Origin of the sequence: Methylobacterium indicum (genome assembly GCF_017347565.1) — a bacterium.
Classification (GTDB): domain Bacteria; phylum Pseudomonadota; class Alphaproteobacteria; order Rhizobiales; family Beijerinckiaceae; genus Methylobacterium; species Methylobacterium indicum.
The window spans coordinates 720,431-736,664 of sequence record NZ_AP024145.1 but is presented as its reverse complement, the minus strand read 5'-3'; the positions used below and the strand labels follow the sequence as shown (position 1 = coordinate 736,664).

Here is a 16,234-nt window from a genome sequence, read left to right as displayed (position 1 = left end):
GCACGTCCCCTCCCCCCTGTGGGGAGGGGCCGGGGGTGGGGGTGGTGCCGGATAGACCTCGGCGGTGCCTTCTGCTCCACCCCCACGCGGGATCTTCGATCCCCATAACCCCTCCCCACAAGGGGGCGGGGAAGCGCTTTGTCTTGAAACGATCTTCATAACAAAAACAGGACCACACCAATGACCCTCGCCATGACCTGGGAGGAATGGGCGCAGCACGATGCCTGCGCGCTCGCCGCGCGGGTGCGCGCCGGGGAAGTGACGGCGGCCGAACTCGCCGCGCAGGCGGCGGCCGGCGTGGCGCTGACGAACCCGGCGACGAGCGCCGTGATCGAGTTGTTCGACGACGCGGTCGCCGATCCCGCCCGGGACGGCACGAATCTCGACGGCGCCTTCGCGGGCGTGCCGTTCCTGATGAAGGACCTCGGGCCCACCCTGAAGGGTCGGCTCCAGGAGATGGGCTCGCTGCTGATGCGCGGGAACCGCGCGGCGAGCGACAGCCACCTGACGACGAAGATGCGGCAGGCCGGCCTCAACCTCGTCGGGCGCACCACGACGCCGGAATTCGGCGTGTGCAGCTCGGCCGAGAACCCGGCGGTCTACGTCACCCGCAATCCGTGGAATCTCGACTACACCACCTGCGGCTCCTCCGCGGGATCTGCCGCCGCAGTGGCGTCCGGCGTGGTGCCGATGGCGCATGCCACCGATGGCGGCGGCTCGATCCGCATCCCGGCGGGCGTCAACGGCAATCTCGGTCTCAAGCCCTCCCGCGGCGTCTTTTCGATCGCGCCCTACGGCTCGGACCTCACCAGCATCGTGTCGATCCAGGGCTGCCAGTCGCGCACCGTGCGCGACACCGCGACCTTCGTCGACCGGTGCCGCGGCGGCGCGCCGGGCGAGTTCATGCCCTACTGGACTGCGCCCGAGCCCTACGCCACGCTGATCGAACGCGATCCGGGCCGGTTGCGCATCGCGCTGTCGCACGAATGGGGCGATTACCGCGCCGTGCCCCACCACGTCGCCGAACTGGAGCGGATCGGGCGCTTCCTCGAAGGGCTCGGCCACCACGTCGAGTGGGCGCTGCCGGCCGTCGACATCCGGGCCGCCTTCGAGGCGCAGACGACCTGCTACATCACGAACTTCGCCCAGACCATCAACGGGCTCTTGGCCCTGAAGGGCCTCGAGCGGCCGCCCGAGGATCGGGTCGAGCCGATGAACGTCCGGATCTGGGAGGCCGGGCGCCACGCCGGCTACACCGAGCGGGCGGCGATGCAGGCGGTGTTCAACAGCACGGCGCGGGGCTTCGGCGCGTTCTTCGAGGAGTGGGACATCATCCTCACCCCGATCACCGCCCTGCCGACGCCGCGTGTCGGCACGACCGAGTACCTGACGATCAGCGACGAGCCCTCGGTCCACGCCTGGTTCGAGAACCTGTGGCGCAACTTCGCCTACACGCCGCTCGCCAATCTCTGCGGCCTGCCGGCCCTGTCGATGCCGCTCGCCTGGAACGAGCACGGCCTGCCCCTCGGCATCCAGGCCCAGGCGGCGCAAGGGCGGGACGGGCTGCTGCTGCAACTCGCCGCGCAGGTCGAGCGGGCGATCAGGGGGCAATGGAACGACGGGCGGCGGCCGGGGGTGCATGTGGCGGCGAAGGGCTAACGTGCCGCATGGATGAGGGAAGAAAGACCTGCCCGATCCCACCCGCGACCTCAGAATGAGGTTCGTGGGCAGGATGGACATTCCTCAGCCAGCCGGCAGCACAGCTGCCCGCAAACCAACACCCGAACACATCCAAGACCGGCCGATCGTCAGGAGACCCCACCCGTGAAACTCTTCATCGCCGCGCTCGGCACCGAGACCAACACCTTCTCTCCGATCCCGACCGGGCGCGCCGCCTTCCTGGACGACCTCTACGTCGAGACCGGCGCCTCCCGCACCTCCGATCACTGGTTCGCCGGGCCGCTCAAGGTCTGGCGCACGATGGGCGAGGCCGCCGGGTACGAGGTGGTGGAAAGCCTGGCGGCCTTCGCGCCGCCCGGCGGGCCGACGCGTCAGGACGTGTGGGAGGGCCTGCGCGACCGCGTCCTCGCCGATCTCCGGGCGGCGGGCCCGGTCGACATGGTGCTGTTCGACCTTCACGGCGCGATGATCGCCGAGGAGCAGGACGATTGCGAGGGCGAGCTCGTCGCCGCCGCCCGTGAGATCGTGGGCAAGGGGGTGACGATCGGGGTCGAGCTCGACCTGCATTGCCACCTGAGCGAGCGCATCGTCGCGGCCTCCGACGTCCTGCTCACCTACAAGGAATACCCCCACATCGACGTCGACGACCGGGCCCGCGACCTCTTTCGCCTCTGCGACGCGGCGCGCGCCGGCCGGATCCGGCCCGTGATCGCGGTCGCCGATTGCCGGATGCTGGCGGTGTGGCGCACGCCCAACCAGCCGACCCGCGGCTTCGTCGACCGGATGAGCGCCGCCGAAGGGCGGGACGGCATCCTGTCCCTGTCGCTCGCCCACGGCTTTCCCTGGGCCGACATCCCGGATGTCGGCGCCAAGGTGGTGGCGGTGACCGACGGCGACGCGGAGCTGGCCCGCCGCACGGCCGAGGCGCTCGCCCGCGAATTGTGGGAGATGCGCGAGGCGACCACCGACCGGCTGCTGACCCTCGACGAGGCGGTGCGGGTGGCGCTCGATCCCCCGGCGGGCGTGACGGTGCTGGCCGACGTCTCGGACAATGCCGGGGCGGGCTCGGCGAGCGATTCGACCTTCCTGCTGCGTGCGCTTGTGGAGGCCGGCGCGACGCGCTGCGCGATCGGCAGCTTCTGGGACCCGGTGGCGGTGCGCCTCTGCCGCGAGGCCGGCATCGGCGCGCGCCTCAACCTGCGCATCGGCGGCAAGACCGGGCCGATGTCGGGCGACCCCGTCGACCTCGCGGTGCGGGTGCTCGGCATCCAGGCGGACGCGGTGCAGACCTACGGCAACGGCAAGCAGCCGATGGGCGACTGCGTCATGGTCGAGGCCGGTGGCCTGCACATCGTCCTGAACGCCCTGCGCACCCAGATCTTCCAGCCCTCGGCCTTCGAGCAGTTCGGCGTCTCGCTGACCGACTACGCCACCGTGTTCGTGAAGTCGGCCCAGCACTTCAATGCCGGCTTCGCGCCGCGGGCCGACCGCATCCTCCACGTCGCGGTGCCGGGCAGCGCCAACCCGAACTTCGCCGCCCTGTCCCTGCCGCGGGCCGGCCGGCCGCTCTGGCCGATCGTCGCCGATCCGTTCTGACGGGCGGCGGCCGGGGGCCGGCTCAGGCCGCGTTCCCCCGGTCCTTCGCCCCCGTCACGACGGACAGGAGCTTCGCCAGCTGGGCCCTGACATGCGCCCGGATCTCCTCGCTGGACGCCTCCGTCGCAGTCTCCGAGAAATCGACCATGCGTCGTGCCTGAAGTCTCATCGCGCGGACCCTTCTCGATACCGGTGAGAACTGCGCGCCGCCGTCCTCGATACGGCGAACGCTCGGTTCTACGCCTCACAATGCCGGACCGGAAATATATCAATTGATGAACCGACGGCCGATCACGCCGTCGGTCCTCGATAGTGTGATGCATGTGTTGCGCCAATATTGCGTGCACGAGGCCCGAGAGCGCCGGCTCTGCACGGGGGTCCCGGCCCGCGGACGCGATGCGGGACCGATCGCTCCACGGTCTCGACCCGGGTCGACGACGCGGAGGCCGCACCCGGCGCGTCAGCGCTCCACGGCCGCGAGCCGTCCGGCCTCGTCCATCCGGCAGCGGACCCACTCGCCGTTGGCGAGGCTGCAGCCGGTGACCGCCATGATGAACCCCCAGTGGCACACGACGAGGGTATGGGCCCAGTCGGGATCCCCGGCCATCGTGGCACCGAAGGTCGCGACACGGGCCTCGAACAGGTGATCGGGCTCCTGGTCCGCCTCGTCGGCCCCGCGCCACCAGACCTCGTCCATGTGGCTGAGATCGAGATGCGGCCAGGCACGGGCGAGATCGGTCCGGCAGGTGCCGGTATCGCAGCTCGCGCCCCGGCGCTCACGCACCATCGGCGTGACAAGGATCGGCAGGCCGAGGCGGTCCGCCACCGGCGTCGCGGTCTGGAGCGCCCGGGTCAGGGGCGAGCACAGGATGCGCCGAAGCCCCTCCCCCGCCAGCGACCGGGAGGCGGCCTCCGCCTGCCCGTGACCGAGCGGCGTCAGGGGCGCGTCCACGATGCCGGGGTCGAGGCCGGTCGCGTGGAAATGCAGGTTGAACTCACTCTGGCCGTGGCGAAGCAGGATCATCGGGCCAAGGTAGGGCGCCGCGTCGCGCCGGCCCCGCGACGCGCAGCCGCGAGGCGGAGTGCCGGCGGATCGAACGGCCGTCGCCGCGCGAGGGCCCGATGCCACGGCGGCTGCGGCGTCGGCCCGCGGGCATGCCCCCTCTCACGGCGCGACCGGCCGGTCCGGCCCTTCCGCACCATCGCTCCCGGAGGACGGTCCCATCAGCCCGCGCAGGGTCGCGGCGAGGTCGGCCATGCCGAGGCCGGCCTTGGGCAGGATGCGGTCGGCCCGGCCGGCGAGGCGGCGGCGGTCCTCGGCGGTCACGTCCTTGGCGGTCAGGACGACGACCGGGATGTCGCGCCATTCGGGCTTGTCGCGCAGCGCCCGCAGGAAGCCGAAGCCGTCCATCTCCGGCATCATCAGGTCGAGGAGGACGAGGCCGGGCTTGCGCACGCCGACGGCCTCGAGGCCGGCAAGGCCGTTCTCGGCGCTCGCCACCCGCCAGCCCTCGCGGGTCAGCATGGTGGTCATGCGCTCGCGCACGTCGGGGTCGTCGTCCACCACCAGGACCGGCCCCTCGTGGATGGCCGGGCGGAAGCGCTCCATCGCCTCCTTGAGCGCGCCCCATTCCACCGGCTTGTGCAGGTAGTCGGTCGCGCCGAGGGAAAAGGCGAGGTTCTGCTCGTCGAGCACCGTGACCATGATCACCGGCGTGGCCCCGAAATCCGGATCGGCCCGCAGGGCCCGCAGCACCGCCCAGCCGTCCATCCGGGGCATCGTCACGTCGAGGAGGACGACGCGGGGGCGCAAGGCCCGGGCCTGCTCCAGCCCGGCGCGGCCGTCCGGGGCGGTCGCGACCTGGAACCCGTCCCGCTTCAGGAAGCGGACGAGCAGGTCCCGGGTCGCCGGGTCGTCGTCGACGACGAGGACGAGGTTGGAGCCGGCCTCGGGCCGGGCCGCGGCCGGGATCTCCGGCGCGTCGGGCGCGGGCGCGGCGGCCGGCTCGGCGGGGTCGCGCGCCTCGTAGAGGGCCGGCAGTTCCAGGGTGAAGGTGGTGCCCTCCCCGGGCCGGCTCGCCACCGCGATCTCGCCGCCGAGCATCCGGGCGAAGGCCCGGGTGATGGCGAGGCCGAGGCCGGTGCCGCCGAAGCGGCGGGTGGTCGAGGCGTCGGCCTGGGTGAAGCGCTGGAAGAGCCGCGCCTGCTGCTCCTCGGTCATGCCGATGCCGGTATCGGTCACGGCGAAGCGCAGGACGTCGCCGCCCGGTCTGCGCTCGCGCACGGCGGACAGGACGATCCGGCCGCCCTCGGTGAACTTCGCGGCGTTGCTCAAGAGGTTGATCAGGCACTGCCGGAGCTTGGTCGCATCGGTATGCGCGTGTCCGAGGCCGTCGCCGAGCTGCAGGTCGAGGGTATTGTCCTTCTTGACCACCAGGGCGTCGACCGTGGTGGCGACGTCGCGCAGGGTCTCGGCCACGTCGAGATCCTCGGCATAGACCTCCATCCGCTCGGCCTCGATCTTCGAGAGGTCGAGCACGTCGTTGATGAGGCCGAGCAGGTGGCGGGCATTCGCCTCGATCTTGCGCATGTCGGCGAGCAGGCTCTCCTCGCCGAGATCTTCCATCTCCTCCTGCAGCATCTCCGAATAGCCGATCACCGCCGAGAGCGGGGTGCGCAGCTCGTGGCTCATGTTGGCGAGGAACTGGCTCTTGGCGCGGTTCGCTTCCTCGGCCGCCTCCTTGGCGGCCTCGAGCGCCAGCTCGGCCTCCTTGCGGGCGGTGACGTCGGCATGCGCGCCGACCCATTCGCGCACCCGGCCGTCCTCCTCCAGGATCGGGACGGCGCGGCCCTCCATGTACCGCCAGACGCCGTCGTGGCGGCGCAGGCGGTGCTCGATGGCATAGAGCGTGCGGCCCGCCACCGCCTGCTCCCAGGCGACCCGCGTCGCCTCCCGGTCGTCGGGGTGGACCGCTTCCAGGAAGCCCTGGCCCGCCGCCTCGGCGGGGGGCTGGCCGGTGAAACGGGTCCATTCCGAGGTGATCTCCCGGAACGCCCCGTCCGGCGTCGTGGTCCAGACGATGGCCGAGGTGGCCTCGGTCAGCGAGCGGAATCGCTCCTCGCTGTCGGCGCGGCGGCGCTCGGCGAGCTTGGCCAGCGTCACGTCGTCCATCACGATGCCGACGCCGTCGGCCCGCTCGGTCTCGGGCCCGCGGCCGCGGCGGCGCAGCGGGAAGAAGCTGACCTCGAAGTGGCGCACGCCGCCCGGCGCGCTGGGTGCCGGCACCCCGACCTCGATATTGGCGGTGACGAGGCCGTTGTCGCGGGCCGCCGCGAGCTTCGGCGCCAGCGCATCGCGCAACGAGGGCAGCAGCGCCCAGATCGGCGCGCCGACATCGGCGCCGAAGCCGCGCTCGCTCATGTTGCCGAGCGCCCGGTTCATGTGGCGCAGGTTCAGGTCGCGGTCGAGGAAGCCGAGGCCGACGGGCGCGTTCTCCAGGACGCTCTCCAGGAGGTCGGCCATGCGCTGGCTCTCCCGGCGGCGCACCAGGGCGAGGCGGGCGAGCAGGCCGGCCGCCGCGAGCGCCGACAGGAGGGTGACGAGGGAGAGGAGCGGGGTGCGCAGGGCATTCGCCTCGGCGAGGCGACGCATCCCGCCGGTGGTGTCGTCCTGGACCTCCCGGGTGAGCGCACGCACCGCATCCATGGCGCGCTTGCCCTCCCCGGTCTGGATCAGCGCCAGGGCCGCGTCGCGTCCGTCGGCCCCTTCGCCACCGGCTCGCCGCGCGGCGACGACGCGACCGGCAAAATCCATCTCGGTATCGATCACGGCCCGGCGGCGCGTGCGCAGGGCCCGGTCGGGCGTGTCGGCGTCGAGCCGGTCGAGCTCGCCGCCGATCCGGCCGAGAGCCGCGGTATAGGGATCGAGGTAGTCCTCGCGGCCGGTGAGCACGAAGCCGCGCTGGCCGGTCTCGAGATCCTTCATGCTCGAGAGCACGCGCTCGCTCTGGGTCAGGACCCGGCCGAGCCGCTCGGCCTCCGCGCGGTTGCGGGCGGCCTCGACGTAGTTCCAGCCCCCGGTCGCCACCGCGATGGCGAAGAGCAGGAAGGCGAGCGGCGATCCCGGGACGCGCCGGCCGGGGGCGAGGAAGCGCCACCTCTGCGTCGTCTTCGCTTGCATCGTCTCAGTCTCGAGGCTCATGACGAGGTGGGTTTCCGTTCGAGGAACGCGGGGCGGGAGCCGCATCTCCGGCTTGTGGCACGGTTTGCCGTACGGGCCCGCCCGAAAAGTGCCCCACCCGAAATCGACGGGCGGGGCGCGACGATCATGCGGTGTCGTCGAGGTCGCGCCCGCGGGTCTCGGGCAGCATCCAGGCCGCCACCGTGCCGACGAGGCTGAAGGCGGCGAGGTAGTAGGCCGGCGCCATCCGGTCGCCCGTCGCCGCGATCAGCCAGTTGATCACGTAGTTGGTGCTGCCGCCGAAGACCGAGACCGCGAGGGCGTACACGATGGCGAGGCCGGAGCTGCGCACCGCGCGCGGCAGCGATTCCGGGATGCCGACGATGATCGCCGCCGCGTTGATCGAGGACAGGGCCGAGAGCAGGAAGGTCACCGCGTAGACCGCGATCGGCCCCGGCGCCCGCAGCAGCCAGGCGAAGGCCGGCACCGCCAGCAGCAGGATCAGCACGCGCGGCCAGATCATCACCGGGCGCCGGCCGACCCGGTCGGCGAGGAACCCGCCCAGCAGCGGAAACACCACCGAGGCGAGGCCGAGCGCGATCGGCACCGCGGTCGCGGCGGTCTCCGACAGGCCGAGGGTCGCCCCGGCATAGACCGGCATGTTGGTGCCCACGGCGTTCGAGACCGTCGAGGCGGCGATGACCAGGAAGGTCAGGGCGAGCAGGCGGCCGTGGTCGCGCAGGAGCCGGCGGATCACCGCGCCCGTCGAGGCGGCGGCTTCCGGATCGGCCTCGGCGCCGCCGGTCTCCGGCAGGTGGCTGCGGATGATCAGGCCGACCGGCACGACGGCGAGGCCGACGAGGAACATCACCCGCCAGCCCCACTGCGCCATGGCGGCATCGCCGATCGTGAGCGCCAGCGCCGTGGCGAGCAGCCCGGCGAAGAGGGCCGCGCAGCCCTGGCTGGCGATCTGCCAGCTCGTGACGAAGCCGCGATGCCGGGGCGGCGCGGCCTCGATCAGGTAGGCGGTGGAGGGGCCGACCTCGCCGCCGAGCGCCAGCCCCTGGATCAGCCGGCCGGCGATGACGATGGCCTGCGCCCAGCCGCCGATCTGCGCGTAGCCCGGGCAGGCCGCGAGCATCAGCATGCCGAGCGCCATCAGGGCGATGGTCACCAGCATGGCGGGCTTGCGCCCGACCCGGTCGGCGAGGGCCCCGATCAGGGCGCCGCCGATCGGCCGCATGACGTAGCCGACGCCGAACAGCGCCAGCGAGGCGAGCAGGCTGTGGCTCGCGTCGGAGGCCGGGAAGAATGCCTCGCCGATTGCCTTGGCGAAGAAGGCGTAGACGGTGAAATCGTAGAATTCGAGGGCGTTGCCGAGCACCACGGCGCCCACCGCCTTGCGGTCGAGGCGCGCGCCCGGCGGATGGGCGGGATCGATCGCGTCCATGCCGGGGCTCAGCGGCCCGGCTCGCGCTGGATCCCGCCCGTCACCGGCACGGTGCCGGCCGCCACGGCGGCGTCGTAGCCGGACAGCCACAGGGTGCGGGCCTGCGTCCCCTCGGCATACGGGCAGGCCTCGCGGGCCAGCCCCTTGGCGGGGGCGGCCTCGCCGAGGGCGCGGGCGTCGAGGTCGTCGGGCGGGGTCTGCATCGGGAGCGGCTCCGGTCGGGTGTTCGCCACGATCTAGGGCCTCGCCCGGCGAAGGGGATGGCGCCGCCCGGCATGCCCGACGGCACGAGTTGGCCGCCGAGGCGGCATCCTATAGGGCGGGATCTCCCGCCCGAGACGGAGCCGACCCGTGCCGCCCTCCCCGCCCTCCTCCGCGCCCCTCTCTCCCGAGGCCGGCGGCAAGCCCGGACGCCGCGCCGGCTTCCTGGCCGGGTGCCGGCCCGCCACGCGCCGCATCCATACGCCGATCCTCGACCTCGCCGCCTCCCGCGGCCACCTCAACCCGCGCGGCCTCGGCCGGGCCCGGGCCTTCTCGGATCTCGGCTCGCTCGGCCAGAGCAGCGTCGGGTTCGAGACGCTGGCCGCCTACGCGGCGGCCGACGAGGCCGGCCGGGCGCCCTATGGCGGCGCCGAATACGGCATCGTCCAATCGCCGGAAGCCGACGCGGTCGGCCGAAAGTTCGCGGCCCTGCATGGCGGGGCCGGCGCGATCGTCTGCGCCTCGGGCCTTGCCGCCATCGCGACGGTGCTCGACGCCTTCGCGCCGAAGCTCGTCCTGATCCCGGACGGGATCTACTTCCCGGCCTGGCGCTACATGAGCGAGACCGGGCGGGTCGACCTCCTGACCTACCCGGCCGGCGCCTCGGGCGCGGAGGTCGGCGCCCTGATCGGCGAGGCCGGTCGGCGCGCCGCCCCCGCCGACACGATGCTCTACCTCGAGGCGCCGGGCAGCGGCACGTTCGAGATCCCGGACATCGCCGGCCTCGTCGCAGAGGCGGCGCGGGCGGGCCTGCGCACCGTGATGGACAACACCTGGGCGAGCCACGTCCGCTTCCGCCCCCTCGACCACGGCATCGCCGTCGCGATCCAGGCGACGACGAAGCACGAGGGCGGCTACGGCGACACGCCGAGCGGCATCGCGGTGGCGCGGGAGGAAACCGACCTCGCGCGGCTGCGCCGACAGTTGCGGATCGGCGGCCACGGCGCGGTCTCGCCCCAGACCTGCACCCGGCTCTTCCACCGGGTGGACGGGACGGCGGCCCGGCTCGACCGGCACGCGGCGAGCGCCGCGACGCTGATGCGATGGTTCGAGGAGCAGGCCTTCACCGCCGACATCCTGAGCCCGGCGCGGCCGGCAAGCCCGTGGCACGCCCGCTTCACGCGGTATTTCGGCGCCGGGAACGGGCTGTTCACGGTGGCGTTCGACGAGGCGCTCCCGGCCGAACGGGTCCACGCCTTCGTCGATGCGCTCCTGCTGTTTCGCGTGGCCGAGAGCTGGGGCGGCCACGTCTCGCTGGTACTGCCGGTCCATCCGCGCCGCGATCCGGCGTTGCTGCCGAAGGGCACGATGTTCCGCTTCCACGCCGGCCTCGAGGAGGCCGACGACCTCGTCGCCGACCTCGCCCAGGCGGCGCGCGCCGTCTTCTAAGCAGACTTGCGTTGGCAGGCCAACGCTTCGCCCGCTTAGGTTCTTGTTTTGCCGCAGATTCTTGCCGCCGAACCGGTATCCACTTCGGCGAAACCTGCTTAGAGCGCTTCACGATCGGACTGCCATCGCGACGCGCTCCAAGTCTTTGGCTTGCCGAATTTCCTTCGACGAACCGGCATCCGCTTCGCCGGAGAATGCTCTAGCCCGGGTAGCCGTAGCGGGCGCGGGCGGCGGCGAGGAGGTGCAGGGCCTCGCCGTCGCGGCCGGCGGCGCAGGCCGCGGAGGCGTTGGCGAGATCGGCCGAGAAGCGCTTGCCGACCGGGGCGTTGAGGTTGCCGGTGGCGACGTCGCTGTCGACGATGGCCTGGGTGCGGGCGATGGCCGGGCCGCAGCCGGACCCGGCGGGCAAAGCCGCCGCCGGCAGGGCCGCGACCGGGGCGAGGCCCGCCGCCGGCGGGGCGGCCGGCTTCGACTGGCAGGCGGCGAGGGCGAGAAAGGCCGCGAGGGCGAGCCCGGGCTTCAGCTGCGACACGGGTGAGGCTCCACCATGAGAGGGCGCCGGGAGAGTGCGCTCATGCGGCCAAGCTTGTGGCAAGCGCGGCCGGGGTGGTCAATCGTGGGGGTGTTTCCGCCGCGTGGCATGGCGGATGCGGACCCCGCGCACGTCACAGGGGCCGGTCGGGCGGGCCGAGGGGACGGGGCACTCGATTCAAGGCGGCGGAGCCGCGGGCGGCCTCCGCCCGTACCGCCGCACGGTGCGATGCCGACGGCGTGCGCGAGCCCATCGAAAACAAGGCTGCCCCGAACCCTCGACCGCCCCTGCGAGACCGGGCCTGGCGGCGCGGTTCGATCGTCGAGGCTGGCGCGTGGCGGATCTCAGTCGTAGTCGAGCCCGACGGAGTGCTCGAACGCCGTTCCGCTCGTCCGCCGGCCCTTCGGGTCCGCCACCGAGATATCGCGGAAACCGCGCCCCATCAGCTCCCGGACCTTGTCGAGCGCCTGCAGATCGGTGCCGCAGGCGAAGGTCAGCGCGCGGCCGGTCGGGTCGGTTCCTGTTACCTTGTACACGCTCGGTTCCCTGTTCGGCGGTGAGCAGACGGTGGCAGGGATGTACCCGCTCGTCCGTCGCCTGTCGCCTTCGTCGCAGGGCCGATCCTCAGGCTCCCGGCGTCCAGTCGATCTTGGGCTTCTGCGACAGGATGCGCTCGAAGTAGTCCGCCACCGCCTGCGCGCCGTTCGCGTGCATCATCGCGACCGGATGGGCGAGGTAGGCCCGGGCGAGGTCGAGCGGGATCTCGCCGGCCTGGAGCGCGCCAAGCACCGCATCGATGAAGGCGTCGTTGGCCTCGTTGAAGTCGGACGAGAGCTTCTTGCGGTCGTTGAGCGCCTTGATCGGCATCGTGCGGGTCGTCCTCTCGTCGGTCTGCCCGGCCGCCGGCCGAGTCATCTTGGTCTCACAAGCAGACCGTGTACACGTCGAGGCCGCACCGAACGAGCAAGCTGCCACCGCAACGCGGTGCACAACCAACCTGGCGGAACAGTCGATCAAGCGACTTTTGGAGAAAGTTGGCGCACCCGACACGATTCGAACGTGTGACCTTTGCCTTCGGAGGGCAACGCTCTATCCAGCTGAGCTACGGGTGCTGACCGCGAAGCCTCTGTAGCCCGGCCCGAGGCGGAGCGCAACAGGCAAAGGGAGTGCGCATCCGCTCGACGGGTTCGGGCGATGGCACCGGCCGCAGGGATGACGCTTGTCGTGACCGCGCGGCCGACATCAGGCCATGGCCTCGGGCCCGAAGCCGAGACCGGCGGTGAAACGGTTCCAGGTCTCCCGGGTCACCTGCCCGCCGGTCGCGCGCCGGTGGCCCTGCGCGAACTGGTCGTCGGGGCCGAGGCGGGGGGCCCGTTCCTCCAGGAAGGCGATCAGGTCCGGCACCGTGGCGCTGCGCGCGGCGAAGTGGACGAAGCCCTCGCGAAAGCCCGCATTGGCGCCGATCACGACCTGGCGGCGCAGGCGGTGGGTCCAGGACTGGGCGACGAGGGGATGGATCTGGCAGGGCGAGTCGCAGCGGATCAGCGCGACCGGACCGGCGAAGAGCGGCGCCACCGTGCGGGCGGCGTCGAGCGCCTGCTTCACCTCGGCGCGGGCAGCATGCAGGGCTTCGCCGTCCGGCGAGACGTCCGACAGGATGTCGTCCGGGCCGTTCCCCCGCAGCAGCAGGCGCAGGGCGGGCGTGGCGTCGCCGCGGCGGGAGCGGCGCGGGGCGTTGACGAGGCTCACCGCCTCGCGCAGGGCCTTCAGGGTGGCGTGCCGTCGCGCACCGGCCATCACCTCCGGAAACTGCGCCGCGGCGGCGCGGTCCCCGAGATCCCCGATCGCCCCGAGGGCGGCGAGCCAGACGAGGGCGCCGGCCTCCGCCGCGCCGAGCCGCGCGACCGCGCAGCGATGCGCGAGCAGGCTCGATGTCGGCGTCGGCTCCTCGCCGTAGCCGCTGATCACGGTCGCGACGTCGGGCGCGGGCAGGCTGCGCGGCACGTGGTGATCGACGATCAGGGTCGGCAGCCCGGGCAGGATCGGCTCGGCCTGCACGCCGAGATCGGTGACGACGAGGCCCGCGACCGGCGGCCCGGCCGACAGTTCGGCCCGGATCGCGTCGGACCAGGCGCTCTCCCCCCGCCCGATCACCCGCACCCGCGCCGGGCCGTGCGCCGGGCTCGCGAGTATGCGGGCGAAGAGCGCGCCGGCCGACAGACCGTCGGCATCGTCGTGGCAGAGCACGACCGGCGCACCGGCCCCGAACCGCGCCAGGGTCTCGGTGAAGCCGGCGGGGGCGTCGCCACTCACGGCCGGGCTTCGGCCCGGAGGCTGGCGACGAAGCGGCGGGCGATCGCGCGCACGGCCTCGTCGTCCCGCGTCGCATCGCCGGCCGGATCGCCGAGATGGTCGACGCTGGCCTCGAGGGCGTCGAGCAGGTCCGGGTGCCGGGCCGCCACGAACCGGATGGTTGTGAAGAGCAGGTGCTCGGCGACGATCTCGCGGCGGCGGGCCTGGATCGTCGCGTCGGAGGGGGGCTGTGTCTCGGTCATGCGGGGGCAACACGCGAGCGGCGCCCCGGTTCTGCGCCTGCCGTCGCACACCGGGTCCGGCTTTGGACTCCCCTCACCGCCCCGGTCTCTGCTAGAGAGCGTCGAGGGCTGCCGCTCTGCAAGAACACAACCCAAGGGCAGGAACATCGCCGTGGAAGAGATCGAAACCAGAACAATCCGTAAGGTCATGTGGCGGCTGATGCCGTTTCTGGTCGTTTGCTACTTCGTTGCCTATCTCGACCGGGTCAACGTCGGCTTTGCCAAGCTGCAGATGAATGCGGCGCTCGGATTGTCAGAGGCGGCCTACGGCTTCGGCGCCGGGCTGTTCTTCATCGCCTACTTTCTGCTCGAGGTACCGTCGAACCTCGCGCTGGACAAGTTCGGTGCGCGGCTCTGGATCGCCCGCATCATGTTCAGCTGGGGCCTGATCTCGGCCCTGTTCGCCTACATCCAGCCAATCTCGCGCGCGACCGGGATCTCGAACGAGTATGTGTTCTTCATCTTGCGCTTCCTGCTCGGCATCGCCGAGGCGGGATTCTTCCCGGGCATCATCTTCTATCTCACATTGTGGTTCCCGTCGGTCTACCGGGCCCGCGTCGTCGCCCTGTTCATGCTGGCGATCCCGTTCTCGTCGATCGTCGGCGCGCCGGTCTCGGGCGCGCTCCTGAACATCACCGGGGCCGGTCACGACGGCTGGCAGTGGCTGTTCATCCTCGAGGCGCTGCCGTCGATCGTGATGGCCTTCGTGGTGATCTTCTACCTTACCGACCGGCCAGGCCAGGCGAAGTGGCTCGGCGAGGACGAGAAGGCCTGGCTCGAGACGCGGCTCGAGACCGAGCGCAAGCAGAAGGTCGCGGTCGAGCACATGAGCATCGGCAAGGCGCTGTCCGACCCGCGGGTGCTGGCCTGCTCGTTCGTGTATTTCTGCCTCAACGCGGCGAGCTACGGCGTGGCGTTCTTCCTGCCGACCATCGTCAAGGGGTTCGGCGTCAGCAACTTCCAGACCGGCCTGCTCTCGGCGCTGCCCTTCGTGTTCGGGGCGGTCGGGATGGTGCTCCTCGGCCGCAGCTCCGACCGGACCCTGAAGCGCCGGGAGCACGTGTGCTTCGCCATGATCGTCGCGGCGGTCGGCGTCGCGGGGGCGGGTCTCGTCTCGAGCCCGGTCCTGATCCTCGGGCTACTCTGCCTGAGCCAGATCGGCGTCTCGGCGACGCCGCCGCTGCTCTGGCCGATCCCGAGCGCCTTCCTCACCGGCAGCTCGGCGGCGGCGGGCATCGCGGCGATCAACTCGATCGGCAACCTGTCCGGCTTCGCCGGGCCCTACGTCATGGGCTACCTCAAGGACCTGACGGGCACCTTCACGGCCGGGCTGCTGGTGCTCGGCGCCGTCACCCTGGCGGGCGGCCTCGTGGCGATGACCCTGAAGGTCAGCCGCGACCTGGAGAGCGCGGCCACCAAGGCGGCACCGGCGGAGTGAGGCCGAGCGGCGGGCGGAGCGACGGCCGGACCGGTCTCCGCCCGCTTGCCTTGTCGCGCGCGACCGGTTCGGCGTGACGGACCGGTCGCCCTCCGGCCCCCGAGGGCCGACGCGGCGAGGCGCAACCCAGCGCCCGGCGTGAGCAACGGACCGGCTCGGCCGACATCGAGAGTCGCGCGACGCGCCATCGACCGGGCCGCTCCGATCCCGAGAGGTCGAGGACATGAGGGGCGGACGGCGCCGAGGGCCGTCCGAGGCCTGCGGCGTGCGGGCAGCCCCCTGGCGGATCACGGTGTCCGCTCAGTACCGTCCCCCAGCGCCCCCGCTTCCGATCACGGCGCCATCCCAGCCCTCCGACCAATGCGGTCGTTTCACCGGGAGGATCGCCCGCGCGGCTCAGAGACGTTGCGCGGATCGGATGCCCCGCCCTCCCCCATCGGCCTCGCCCGGCGGAGCGACGTCCAGGCGGCGAGCGCAGCGAGCGCGGCGGCGACGGTCGCGGGGTGGTCCATCAGGCGCGTGTGGTCGCCCGGGACCGCGCACCAGGTCTCGCCGAGGCCGGGCCGGGCCCGTGCGAGGCTCACCAGGCCGTCATGCGGCGGCGTGAGCCGGGCACGGAAGAACGGGATCAGCGCTCGGGTGCCGGCCACCGCGACCATCGGGCAGGCGGGCATCGGGATCGCGGCGGCGGCATCGGTGCGCAGGTCCAGGAGGGCCGGGCCGAACAGCATTCGTCCGAACCGGAAGGCCGAGACGAGATCGGCCGCCTCGCTGCCGCGGTGCGGCGTGCCGATCGTCACGAGGCCGGCGGCGAGGTCGGGCTGCGCCGCGGCGAGGTGGCGGGCGACGAGACCGCCCATGGAATGGCCGACGAGGACGATCGGGCATCCCGCCCGCTCATGGATCGCCGAGACGGCGGGCTGCACGTGGTCGGCGCAGGCTCGGAGGCCGAGGCGGCGGGAGGGATAGCCGAGGCACGCGGTACGGTAGCCGGCGGCGTCGAGATGCGCGGCGAGGCGCGCCATGCTGCGCCGGGAGCGCCCGAGGCCGTGCAGGAGCACCACCGTCCCGGGCGCGTGGTGCAGGCCGGTGCCCTGGGTCAACGTCGATCTGG

General features: G+C 72.3%; 15 protein-coding genes and 1 tRNA gene. 4 read left to right on the top strand and 12 right to left on the bottom strand.

What is annotated here, in order from left to right:
- Positions 1 to 180: 180 nt before the first annotated feature.
- Together miv_RS03370 and miv_RS03365 are read left to right on the top strand one after the other, a co-directional pair.
- On the top strand, positions 181 to 1,659 hold the full coding sequence (locus miv_RS03370) for an amidase (protein WP_207181424.1): 1,479 nt from the start codon (positions 181 to 183) through the stop codon (positions 1,657 to 1,659).
- 165 nt (positions 1,660 to 1,824) lie between these two features.
- Complete coding sequence (locus tag miv_RS03365; RefSeq protein WP_207181421.1) at positions 1,825 to 3,276, top strand: M81 family metallopeptidase; 1,452 nt, start codon at positions 1,825 to 1,827, stop codon at positions 3,274 to 3,276.
- Between the two features lie 22 nt (positions 3,277 to 3,298).
- Here the strand turns inward: miv_RS03365 and miv_RS03360 are convergent, their stop codons facing one another.
- From miv_RS03360 to miv_RS03340, 5 genes are all read right to left on the bottom strand, one after another.
- Positions 3,299 to 3,445, bottom strand: coding sequence for a hypothetical protein (locus tag miv_RS03360; RefSeq protein ID WP_207181420.1), 147 nt, complete (start codon positions 3,443 to 3,445; stop codon positions 3,299 to 3,301).
- Between the two features lie 291 nt (positions 3,446 to 3,736).
- A complete protein-coding gene (locus miv_RS03355; protein WP_048427250.1) occupies positions 3,737 to 4,300 on the bottom strand; it encodes a histidine phosphatase family protein in 564 nt (187 codons plus the stop codon).
- A 141-nt stretch (positions 4,301 to 4,441) separates the two neighbouring features.
- A complete protein-coding gene (locus miv_RS03350; RefSeq protein WP_425312962.1) occupies positions 4,442 to 7,477 on the bottom strand; it encodes a response regulator in 3,036 nt (1,011 codons plus the stop codon).
- Positions 7,478 to 7,601: 124 nt separating this feature from the next.
- Entirely contained in the window at positions 7,602 to 8,906 is a 1,305-nt protein-coding gene (locus miv_RS03345) for an MFS transporter (protein ID WP_207181419.1), read from the bottom strand.
- An 8-nt stretch (positions 8,907 to 8,914) separates the two neighbouring features.
- Positions 8,915 to 9,109 carry an Rmf/CrpP family protein gene (locus miv_RS03340; RefSeq protein WP_207181418.1) on the bottom strand — a complete coding sequence of 65 codons (195 nt, stop codon included), beginning with the start codon at positions 9,107 to 9,109 and terminating at the stop codon, positions 8,915 to 8,917.
- Positions 9,110 to 9,257: 148 nt separating this feature from the next.
- Between miv_RS03340 and miv_RS03335 the strand changes: the two genes are divergently transcribed.
- Positions 9,258 to 10,556 carry a PLP-dependent transferase gene (locus miv_RS03335; protein WP_207181417.1) on the top strand — a complete coding sequence of 433 codons (1,299 nt, stop codon included), beginning with the start codon at positions 9,258 to 9,260 and terminating at the stop codon, positions 10,554 to 10,556.
- A gap of 199 nt (positions 10,557 to 10,755) precedes the next feature.
- Here the strand turns inward: miv_RS03335 and miv_RS03330 are convergent, their stop codons facing one another.
- From miv_RS03330 to miv_RS03305, 6 genes are all read right to left on the bottom strand, one after another.
- Entirely contained in the window at positions 10,756 to 11,088 is a 333-nt protein-coding gene (locus miv_RS03330) for a hypothetical protein (protein WP_207181416.1), read from the bottom strand.
- Positions 11,089 to 11,432: 344 nt separating this feature from the next.
- Entirely contained in the window at positions 11,433 to 11,624 is a 192-nt protein-coding gene (locus miv_RS03325) for a hypothetical protein (RefSeq protein ID WP_048427246.1), read from the bottom strand.
- An 88-nt stretch (positions 11,625 to 11,712) separates the two neighbouring features.
- The gene (locus miv_RS03320; RefSeq protein WP_048427245.1) at positions 11,713 to 11,955 is read right to left on the bottom strand and encodes a hypothetical protein; all 243 of its coding nucleotides are present in this window, start codon (positions 11,953 to 11,955) and stop codon (positions 11,713 to 11,715) included.
- Positions 11,956 to 12,123: 168 nt separating this feature from the next.
- A tRNA-Arg gene (locus miv_RS03315) sits at positions 12,124 to 12,200 on the bottom strand.
- A gap of 130 nt (positions 12,201 to 12,330) precedes the next feature.
- Positions 12,331 to 13,401, bottom strand: a complete 1,071-nt coding sequence (locus miv_RS03310) for a single-stranded-DNA-specific exonuclease RecJ family protein (protein WP_207181415.1) — start codon at positions 13,399 to 13,401, stop codon at positions 12,331 to 12,333.
- On the bottom strand, positions 13,398 to 13,643 hold the full coding sequence (locus miv_RS03305) for a hypothetical protein (RefSeq protein ID WP_048427244.1): 246 nt from the start codon (positions 13,641 to 13,643) through the stop codon (positions 13,398 to 13,400). The genes miv_RS03310 and miv_RS03305 overlap by 4 nt, the downstream gene beginning before the upstream one ends.
- A 151-nt stretch (positions 13,644 to 13,794) precedes the next feature.
- On the opposite strand from miv_RS03305, the gene miv_RS03300 reads away from it, so the two are divergent.
- A complete protein-coding gene (locus miv_RS03300; RefSeq protein WP_058617357.1) occupies positions 13,795 to 15,120 on the top strand; it encodes an MFS transporter in 1,326 nt (441 codons plus the stop codon).
- 371 nt (positions 15,121 to 15,491) lie between these two features.
- Here miv_RS03300 and miv_RS03295 read toward each other — a convergent pair whose 3' ends face one another.
- Positions 15,492 to 16,223 (bottom strand): esterase/lipase family protein, encoded by a 732-nt coding sequence (locus miv_RS03295; RefSeq protein WP_207181413.1) that lies wholly within the window; start codon positions 16,221 to 16,223, stop codon positions 15,492 to 15,494.
- Between the last annotated feature and the right edge of the window lie 11 nt (positions 16,224 to 16,234).

Excerpts from the sequence above, each read along its gene's own strand:
- miv_RS03320 (WP_048427245.1), bottom strand. The coding sequence starts at position 11,955 with ATGCCGATCAAGGCGCTCAACGACCGCAAGAAGCTCTCGTCCGACTTC.
- miv_RS03355 (WP_048427250.1), bottom strand. The coding sequence starts at position 4,300 with ATGATCCTGCTTCGCCACGGCCAGAGTGAGTTCAACCTGCATTTCCAC.
- miv_RS03340 (WP_207181418.1), bottom strand. The coding sequence starts at position 9,109 with ATGCAGACCCCGCCCGACGACCTCGACGCCCGCGCCCTCGGCGAGGCC.
- miv_RS03305 (WP_048427244.1), bottom strand. The coding sequence starts at position 13,643 with ATGACCGAGACACAGCCCCCCTCCGACGCGACGATCCAGGCCCGCCGC.
- miv_RS03360 (WP_207181420.1), bottom strand. The coding sequence starts at position 3,445 with ATGAGACTTCAGGCACGACGCATGGTCGATTTCTCGGAGACTGCGACG.
- miv_RS03370 (WP_207181424.1), top strand. The coding sequence starts at position 181 with ATGACCCTCGCCATGACCTGGGAGGAATGGGCGCAGCACGATGCCTGC.
- miv_RS03350 (WP_425312962.1), bottom strand. The coding sequence starts at position 7,477 with ATGAGCCTCGAGACTGAGACGATGCAAGCGAAGACGACGCAGAGGTGG.
- miv_RS03345 (WP_207181419.1), bottom strand. The coding sequence starts at position 8,906 with ATGGACGCGATCGATCCCGCCCATCCGCCGGGCGCGCGCCTCGACCGC.